Here is a 7,752-nt window from a genome sequence, read left to right on the forward strand (position 1 = left end):
GGCTTGGGCGTGGCCGCCTGCGCGGGCAGGCCCAGCGTGCCCAGCCCAGCCAGCAGCAGGCAGGTGGCGGTGCTGAGTGCGGCGTTGGAACGGATCATATGCATGCCTCCCTAGAATCCAGCACTGATCGCCACGCTCCAGGGATCGCCCTCGAAGCGGTTGCGCACGCTGAATTCACTGATGTAGCGGAACGAGATGTCCAGGTGTTCGCCCCCGGACCACTTCTTGCCGTAGGTCAATACCGGGCCCACGCCCCACGAACGTCCTTTGAACCCATTCAACTGATCGGCCAGTGCGCTGTCGTCGTCCTGTACCTGCTGGATCCAGCCGGCCGCCGCGCCGAAGCCCCAGCCGCTCGGTGTGCGTTTCACCAGCAGCGCGTCGGCACGCAGCACCAGCCCGTTCTTGTAATCGGTGTCATCGTTGCGGCTGTACCAGTCGAACGCGCCCAGCGCGCTGAACTCCAGCGTGCCCTGCTGGAACAGATGGGTGTAGCCGACGCTGGGCGACAGCGTCCACACGTTCATGCCGGGGTTGGCGAGGTTGTCAGGGTTGTACTTGGCGGTGGGCGCGTAGACATACAGGCCCATCGACACGTGCTCGACCTCGCTGATGTGATAGCCGGCAATGAACGGCGCGAAGTACACGTCGAACAGGTTGGAGGCACTGTCGCTGACCCGTATCTGGTTACCCAGCGGCCCTTGGAGGCCTGCATCGACGTCGGCATTAATGTAGGGAACGGTCAGCATCGAGGCGAAGTTCCAGCGCCCGCTGTTGGTCGGCCAGACGTACACACCGGTGGCGGCGATCAGACTGACGTCCGCCTCGAGGCCCAGCGAGATGCGCCCGGCAATCGGGGCCGAACGACTCCCACTGATCTTGCCGTCATAGCCAACATAGCTCAGCGACCACTGGAAACCCGGGTCGGGCGGAATCACACCGGCATAGGGCGTGATCTGCATGCCGGTGATGGACCGGCCCAGCGCGCCTTCGGTGGCCTGCGCACCACCTGCGAGCGCCAGCATGGCCAGCGCCAGCAGCGCGCTGGCCGGTGTCACGCGGCGGGATTGGAAATCGTTCATCTCGGCACCTCCAGGGATGACGCATGGTCTTCGCGTCCCTCGCGACGCTCACGTACCCGGCGCTGACGCTCGCGGATTTCGGCGATGTCCTTCTCAAGAAAGTAATTCAGGAACGTCCGGATCACTGCGATGGCGGCCAGCTGGCCGATGCTGTCCCAACTCGTGTAGATAGCCGATTCAAGAATGTCCGCCGCGAGCTGCACCGACAGACCGGCCACCAGCCAACGCCCGTACTCCAGCCAGATCGAGCGCCGCTGATCGCCGTCGGCATCACCGCGGATCAGCAGCCACAGCCCCTGGATGAACAGCTTGACCGTGGCCAGCGTGATCAGGATCAGCGCCATGAACTCGATCAGGGTGACGATGGGCTCGGTAATTGTCACCAGCACTTCATGCAGTTCGAACATGGCAGGCTCCAGGTTCCTTGGCGTGCGCCCGCGTCAGCCGCGTTCCACGCAGCGGAAGCCGACGTGGCAGGTGGTGGTGTCCACCGGCTGCGCCATCCGGGCCGCCGGGCGGTAGCGGCGGCAATAGTTCGGCGCGCACAAGTGCGATCCGCCCTTCATCACCCTGCGCGGAATAGCCACCGGGTCGCGCGGATCGCGGCTGCCGTCGCGCGTGCCGCCGCGCGGATTGTCGATCGCGCAACAGGGTTTACCCTGCAGCACCCCGTGGTTCTGATACCAGTCGCCGGTCCACTCCCATACATTGCCGATCATGTCGTACAGCCCATAGCCATTCGGCGCGAAGCTGCCGACCGGCGAGGTCCAGCGATAGCCGTCCTCGTCGAGGCTCTGCCACGGGAACTCGCCCTGCCAGGTGTTGGCCTGGTGCCGGCCTCGCAAGGTAAGCGTGTCACCCCAGGCGAACTCCTGCCCGTCGCGCCCGCCGCGCGCGGCAAACTCCCATTCCGCCTCGGTGGGCAGGTCTTTGCCCGCCCACGCGGCGTAAGCGAGCGCGTCGTCGAAACCGATATGCACTACCGGGTGATCATCCAGCCCGGCCAGACTGGACTCTGGACCGCGCGGATGCCGCCAGTCTGCACCGGGAATGTACTGCCACCAGTTGTGGGTGTTGCGCATGTCCACACGCTGCGTCGGCTGTATGAACACCACCGACGACGGCACCAGCAACGCCGGGTCCGCGCCCGGATAGTCGCGAGGGTCGGCCGGCTTCTCTGGCGCGGTCACGTACCCGGTCTCGCTGACAAACCGCGAGAACTCGCGGTTGGTCACCGGGTAGCGGTCAATCCGGAATGCCGCCACCTTCACTTTGTGCTCCGGCGCTTCTTCCGGATAGTGGTCATTGGACCCCATCAGGAACACGCCGCCGGCAATGTCGACCATGTCATCCACCACCGCATTCATGGGCGACTCCGTGTGTTGAACGGCGGCATTGCGGGGAACAGGCACTGTGTCATCGAAGCGCTCCATGGTCAGCCGAACGGCCAGGTGTTGAAGCTCATGCTGGTGATCGCCGCCAGCCCCAGCAGCCAAAGCAAGCCGGCGGTGATCAACGTCAGCGAAACGGGGTAATGGCTTTCGCCGTGAACGAGCCCTTCCTTGATCATCAACTCGCGCTCGGAGCGCAGGCCCTTCATGTAGCGCAGGTGGTAGACGATGCCCAGGGTCAACATCACCAGCCCCAGCATCACCAGCGCCATGCCGAAGTTGCGCGGGGCTTGCGGCTTGAGCGTGCTGCCCGGCAGTTCCAGCACGTGGCCGAAGAACTGGAAGATGGTGAAGCCGAAGCCGATCAGCGACAGCGCGGTGCGGATGATCGACATCAACGTGCGGTCGGCGCTCATGCGGGTGCGCTGGAATGACATGCCGGTGCGCCGCGAGGACAGCTCCAGCGATGCCGCATCACCGCTGCCCAGGATCTGGCTGGCACGTTCGATGTTCAGCGCACTCTTCTCCAGGGCGCGGGTCGGGTCCTGCTCGGACATCATGCGTCTCCTCGTTGCTTGATCCAGCGCCCCGCCAGCCGCCGGAACGGACCACGCAGCAGCAGATAGGGGATAAAGGCCAGCAGTACCGCCACGACGAAGGCTTCCAGCGGATACGGGAAGCCACCAAAGGTGCGGATCTGGTAGATCACGTCCATTGCCACACCCAGCAGCAGAATGCGCGCGGTGGCAGTGAAACCTTCACGGAAGACCACGGTGCGTGCCGCGTTTCCGTTGGCATGCAGCAGACGTTGGAAGTACGGGCCCCGCCCAGCGCGGGCATCGCGCATGCCATCGATCAACGCAGTGATCAATGCCATCAACGGCTGCAGGAACAGACGGAATGTCATCACCCCATCGGTACGCGCGATCAGGTCGGACCAGAACCGGGTCAGGAAATCGATCACCAGAAGCATGTTCATCGGCCGCCGCACTGGGCCTTTAGAGTCGCCTGCGTGCATGGCTTCGGCATCGGGAGACGTACTGCACCGCATCCAGTATTTTTACTGCTCCAGCCTGCCTGCGGGCCGGGGCTATGCTGCAGCATGCGCGCCAATCACTACTCCCTGATGCGCGGTGGGCTGGTCCACCGCCTGCTGCACGCCAGCGGCACGCTGCAGCGCACCCGGCACCTGTCGGTCTGGCTGGCGGTGCTGCTGCTGGTGTTGGCGCTGGTGCCCCTGCTGCTTTTGACGGCGCAGGCGGGCACCCTGTGGCCCACCCCTGATGCTGCGCCCGGACATATTTCCCTGCTGGCCGACTACGACACGTTGGCGCGACTGCTGATCGCCCTGCCCCTGCTGGTGCTGACCGCACCGCGCGCGGACGCCCTGCTGCGCGGTGCAGTGCGCCAGTTGACCCGCAGCCATGTGGTGCATGCGGTGCGCGCGCCCCGCCTGGAAGCCCTGCTGGATCACGTGCGCACCCAGCGTGACAGCTGGCTGCCGGAGGCGGTGTGCCTGGTGCTGGCGTTTGCCCCGGCGTGGTCGGGTGCACCGGTGGCGGGCGTGCTGCCGGGGCTGGACGACTGGCGTTTCCATGGTGGCAGCCCAAGTGCCGCGGGCCTGTGGTACTCGGCCGTGGCCGTGCCGCTGCTGCGGCTGTTGCTGCTGCTCTGGTTCTGGCGCTTCCTGCTGTGGACGCTGGTGCTGTGGCGGCTGCCGCAGGTGGGGCTGGATCTGCATCCACAGCATCCTGATCGGGCCGGCGGACTGGCTTTTCTCGGGCGCGCGCAGATGCGCTTCAGCCCGCTCGCGGCTGCCGGCGGCATCATGCTGGCGGGCGCGTTTCTCAACCAGATGCTGCACCAGGACCAGACCTTGTTCGGCCTGCGCCACCTGATCGCCGGCTACGTGATCGGATCGACCCTGCTGCTGATCTCACCGTTGCTGCTGCTGGCTCCCGCACTGATCCATGCCAAGCGACATGCGCTGTACCGCTTCGATGCGCTGGGCAGCCGCGCCGCACGCGTGTTCGACCAGCGCTGGCGAGTGGGTGGCGAGACGCGCGCGGACGGCGACTCGCTGCTGGACCACAATGATGCGTCGGCCTACTGCGACTTCGGTGGCGTCTACCAGGGGGTGTCGGCGATGCGGGTGATACCGCTGTCGCGCTGGAATCTGCTCGGGCTGGCACTGCCCGCGCTGGCCCCGATGCTGCCATTGCTGCTGGTGGCGATGTCGGTGGATGAACTGGTGGCCAAGCTAATGGGCCTGCTGGCCTGACGACCGTAGTGTCCGCAGCGAATGGGAAAGATAAGTCTCACCCTGTAGCGCCGCCTGCACTGCCGGCAGCAGGTCTTCGCCGGCATCAGCCTTGAGCACGTAACTGCAGGGACCCAGCGCCATCGCCCGTGCCACCATCTGTGGCTCTGAGTGCACCGTGGCAAACACCACACCCAGCACCGGGCGCTGCGCGCGCAGCTGCCGCACCGCTTCCAGCCCATCCAGCTGCGGCATGGCGATGTCGGTCACCACCACGTCGGGCAGCATGCGCTGGGCCGCGTTCAGCAGCGAGGCACCGTCCTGGACCAGTCCGATGACATCGAAGGCATCGGTCAGCAGGCCACGCAGCTGCCGGCCCATGGCGGAGCCGTCTTCTGCCAGCAGCACCCGGACTGCACTCATGCTCTTCCGCCATGACCCACCGAGTCTTGATGGTGGGCGGCACCGGGAATACCGGCAATGGAAAAACAACCGGACGACGGCAAGTAAAATTACCGTCCAGCCCGGTAGCGACGCGCCATGCGCGTCATCGCGGTGCCCGATGCCCCGTGGAGACGCGCAGGGCGCGTCACTACGTCAATGCCTGATCAACCCCTCCAGCTCCGCCTTGCGCACCAGCTCAAGCGTGCCGTGCACGCCCAGCTCCTGCATGATCGCGTACTTGTGCGATTCGATCGTGCGCACCGAGACGCCCAGCTCGTAAGCGATCTGCTTGGAGCGCAGCCCACGGGCCACGTATTCCAGGATGCGCAGCTGCTTCTCGGTCAGCAGATAGCGGGGTCGCCCGGTGCTGACAATGGCATCGGCGGCCAGGGTCGGGGTCACATACGTTCGCCCGTCCATCACCCCGTCCAGGGCACGCACCAGCTCTTCGCCCGCGGCACTCTTGAGCACATAGCCCTTGGCTCCGGCCCGCAGGGCCTGCGCAGCCATGTTGGTTTCATCGTGCATGGTCAGGAACACGACCGGCACGTCATAACCTTCCTCGCGGATCACCCGCATCGCGTCGATGCCACTCAATCCCGGCATGCTGATGTCGGCGACCACCACGTCCGGCGGGTCACGCCGCACCGATTCCACCAGCGCCTCGCCCGAGGTCACCAGTTCGATCGAGTCGAACCGTCCCACCAGCAGCTGCTCGATTCCCTGTGCAACCACACGATGATCATCGGCCAGTACCACCCTGCGATAACGACATTCTTCCTGCACCTGCAACGCCTGCATAGTCGTGTCTCCGGTTGCGTCCACCCTTCCCTGTGGCGGGAATCACCCACTATCGTGAATGGTTCCTGCACAAGGTTATGACGTTGCGTCCACTGCCGTGATGACAACGTGACGCACCCGCATCAAAACCGTGACATCGCTCTCAACCGCGCAGGGTATCGCGCGGACTCTCGCCAAACATGTCGCGATACATCACCGAGAAGCGCCCTAGGTGCCCGAATCCGTAGCGGATTGCCACCTCCGTTACCGCACCCTGCCCGCGTGCCCGGCGCAGGGCGCTGCGTGCCAGATTCAGCCGCGCCATCTGGTGCCACTGACACGGGCCATGGCCGTAGGCGTCACGGAACAGGCGCTCAAGCTGGCGTTCGCCCATGCCCAGCGCGCTGGTCAGCGCCCGGCTGTCGTAGGCGCGGTCGCACTGGGTCTTCAGGTAGTTCTCGGCACGCCGCACCACGCCATCACGATAACGTTCACTGTAGCTGCCCAAGGCACGGCGCGGCAGACCGGCATCGGTCGCCGCCACTGAATCGAGAAATGCCGTGAGCAGGTTGTCGGCTTGCCCTCGGACCTGTGCGGGGGTCACCAGACTGGCCGGGTGCGCCGCGTCATGCAGCGTGTTCAGCACGGTGCGGCGCAGTCGCGCGGCGTCGGCTGCGGTGGCCGCCCGGCTGTACCAACCGGAACGCGGCACCTGCAGCTCGCGGCCCAGCCGGGCCACCGCTTCGCGTTGCAGCACCCCGCGTGGGATCAGCAGCACCGCCCACTGCCAGCCGCCGGGCCGGGGGCGCACATTCAGCTCGCTGTCTTCGGCGAAGACCATGATCTGCCCGGCCGGAATCCAGCGTCCGTTGGCCCACATCGGACCTTCGCTGTTCACGGCCATGGCGAGCCCGATCAGATCCTCACCGAAGCTGCCACTGGCAAAAATGGGCAGGTTGTACGACCCGCTGTCCAGGCTGAACTCGGGAAACACCACCCGCTGCACGCTGGCCCGGAACTGGCCGCCGGCCAGAAGGCGCTGCTCGAAGCGGGTGTCCCGCACGACACCCAGCAACGCCTCGGCGTCAAAGCCGTTCACGTCGAAGCGACTGTAATGGGCCATCGGTTCGTCCATGCCAACTCCGGGTTCATGTCGGAAAGTGGATAGCGCGCAACGCAGCAATCTGCTTGTATCGAACCGATTGTGCGACCGGAATCCAGCGCCGACAAGCCTTCCGACATCCCCCCGCAGGCCCGTTACCGGGATCCCCGCGACTGTTCAAGAGGTGCGACGTGCAGGCAAGCAGTCAGGCAACCCGGGCGGGATCCCGAACGCGTGGCGCGCGCGCCCTGCGCGCCGCGGTCCACCCACCGTTGCGTGTTCCCACCGGTAACGAACTGAAACAGTGGCTGTTGCGGACGTTGCCCCTGCTCGCCGGGTGCCTGCTGGGGCAATGGCTGGCGTTCGTGGTCGAGCTGCCAGGTACCACGGCCGCACTGTTCTGGTTACCCGGCCCGTTGCTGCTCGGCTGGCTGTTGTCCACCCCGGTCCGCCAATGGCGCGATGTTCTGATCGCAGCGGTCGCCGGCACCCTGCTGTCGCTGCCGCTGGTACCCGTCGCCGGCTACACGCGCGTGCTGGCAACGCTGGGGGAATTCGCCCTGGTCACGGCGTGTGCCTGGGCACTGGTGCGCTGGCAGCAGAACCGGCCGCAACTGGAAGGCTACCGCGATCTCAGCCTGTTCCTGCTGGCCGCCTGTGTTCTGCTGCCGCTGTGCGCCGCCTGGTGGCACG

Annotated in this window: 9 protein-coding genes and 1 pseudogene; 2 read left to right on the top strand and 8 right to left on the bottom strand. The window is 65.8% G+C overall.

The window, feature by feature from the left end; all coding sequences use genetic code 11:
* Positions 1–110: 110 nt before the first annotated feature.
* The 5 genes from EGJ34_RS19125 to EGJ34_RS19145 all read right to left on the bottom strand — a co-directional run bounded on the left by EGJ34_RS19125 (position 111) and on the right by EGJ34_RS19145 (position 3,452).
* Positions 111–1,082, bottom strand: a complete 972-nt coding sequence (locus EGJ34_RS19125) for a transporter (protein ID WP_125362041.1) — start codon at positions 1,080–1,082, stop codon at positions 111–113.
* On the bottom strand, positions 1,079–1,489 hold the full coding sequence (locus EGJ34_RS19130; RefSeq protein ID WP_125362042.1) for a DUF1622 domain-containing protein: 411 nt from the start codon (positions 1,487–1,489) through the stop codon (positions 1,079–1,081). The genes EGJ34_RS19125 and EGJ34_RS19130 overlap by 4 nt, the downstream gene beginning before the upstream one ends.
* Positions 1,490–1,522: 33 nt before the next feature.
* Positions 1,523–2,449, bottom strand: a complete 927-nt coding sequence (locus EGJ34_RS19135; protein ID WP_125362043.1) for a formylglycine-generating enzyme family protein — start codon at positions 2,447–2,449, stop codon at positions 1,523–1,525.
* 68 nt (positions 2,450–2,517) lie between these two features.
* A complete protein-coding gene (locus EGJ34_RS19140; protein ID WP_125362048.1) occupies positions 2,518–3,030 on the bottom strand; it encodes a DUF202 domain-containing protein in 513 nt (170 codons plus the stop codon).
* Complete coding sequence (locus EGJ34_RS19145) at positions 3,030–3,452, bottom strand: hypothetical protein (protein WP_260477062.1); 423 nt, start codon at positions 3,450–3,452, stop codon at positions 3,030–3,032. The genes EGJ34_RS19140 and EGJ34_RS19145 overlap by 1 nt, the downstream gene beginning before the upstream one ends.
* A gap of 123 nt (positions 3,453–3,575) precedes the next feature.
* Between EGJ34_RS19145 and EGJ34_RS19150 the strand changes: the two genes are divergently transcribed.
* Positions 3,576–4,754, top strand: a complete 1,179-nt coding sequence (locus tag EGJ34_RS19150) for a hypothetical protein (protein WP_125362044.1) — start codon at positions 3,576–3,578, stop codon at positions 4,752–4,754.
* Here the strand turns inward: EGJ34_RS19150 and EGJ34_RS19155 are convergent.
* The 3 genes from EGJ34_RS19155 to EGJ34_RS19165 all read right to left on the bottom strand — a co-directional run bounded on the left by EGJ34_RS19155 (position 4,734) and on the right by EGJ34_RS19165 (position 7,092).
* Positions 4,734–5,156 carry a response regulator transcription factor gene (locus EGJ34_RS19155; RefSeq protein WP_125362045.1) on the bottom strand — a complete coding sequence of 141 codons (423 nt, stop codon included), beginning with the start codon at positions 5,154–5,156 and terminating at the stop codon, positions 4,734–4,736. The two genes, EGJ34_RS19150 and EGJ34_RS19155, sit on opposite strands and share 21 nt — an antisense overlap.
* Before the next feature lie 174 nt (positions 5,157–5,330).
* Positions 5,331–5,978 carry a response regulator transcription factor gene (locus tag EGJ34_RS19160; RefSeq protein WP_125362046.1) on the bottom strand — a complete coding sequence of 216 codons (648 nt, stop codon included), beginning with the start codon at positions 5,976–5,978 and terminating at the stop codon, positions 5,331–5,333.
* 142 nt (positions 5,979–6,120) lie between these two features.
* Positions 6,121–7,092 carry a helix-turn-helix domain-containing protein gene (locus EGJ34_RS19165; RefSeq protein ID WP_125362047.1) on the bottom strand — a complete coding sequence of 324 codons (972 nt, stop codon included), beginning with the start codon at positions 7,090–7,092 and terminating at the stop codon, positions 6,121–6,123.
* 239 nt (positions 7,093–7,331) lie between these two features.
* Here EGJ34_RS19165 and EGJ34_RS19170 point away from each other — a divergent pair.
* Positions 7,332–7,752, top strand: a pseudogene (locus EGJ34_RS19170) (hypothetical protein); the annotation flags it as partial.

Origin of the sequence: Stenotrophomonas sp. 278 (genome assembly GCF_003935715.1) — a bacterium.
GTDB classification, from domain to species: Bacteria; Pseudomonadota; Gammaproteobacteria; order Xanthomonadales; family Xanthomonadaceae; genus Stenotrophomonas; species Stenotrophomonas maltophilia_AH.

Bases quoted from the DNA above. Each gene is read 5' to 3' on its own strand.
- EGJ34_RS19125 (WP_125362041.1), bottom strand. From the start codon at position 1,082: ATGAACGATTTCCAATCCCGCCGCGTGACACCGGCCAGCGCGCTGCTG.
- EGJ34_RS19130 (WP_125362042.1), bottom strand. From the start codon at position 1,489: ATGTTCGAACTGCATGAAGTGCTGGTGACAATTACCGAGCCCATCGTC.
- EGJ34_RS19135 (WP_125362043.1), bottom strand. From the start codon at position 2,449: ATGAATGCGGTGGTGGATGACATGGTCGACATTGCCGGCGGCGTGTTC.
- EGJ34_RS19140 (WP_125362048.1), bottom strand. From the start codon at position 3,030: ATGTCCGAGCAGGACCCGACCCGCGCCCTGGAGAAGAGTGCGCTGAAC.
- EGJ34_RS19145 (WP_260477062.1), bottom strand. From the start codon at position 3,452: ATGAACATGCTTCTGGTGATCGATTTCCTGACCCGGTTCTGGTCCGAC.
- EGJ34_RS19150 (WP_125362044.1), top strand. From the start codon at position 3,576: ATGCGCGCCAATCACTACTCCCTGATGCGCGGTGGGCTGGTCCACCGC.
- EGJ34_RS19155 (WP_125362045.1), bottom strand. From the start codon at position 5,156: ATGAGTGCAGTCCGGGTGCTGCTGGCAGAAGACGGCTCCGCCATGGGC.
- EGJ34_RS19160 (WP_125362046.1), bottom strand. From the start codon at position 5,978: ATGCAGGCGTTGCAGGTGCAGGAAGAATGTCGTTATCGCAGGGTGGTA.
- EGJ34_RS19165 (WP_125362047.1), bottom strand. From the start codon at position 7,092: ATGGACGAACCGATGGCCCATTACAGTCGCTTCGACGTGAACGGCTTT.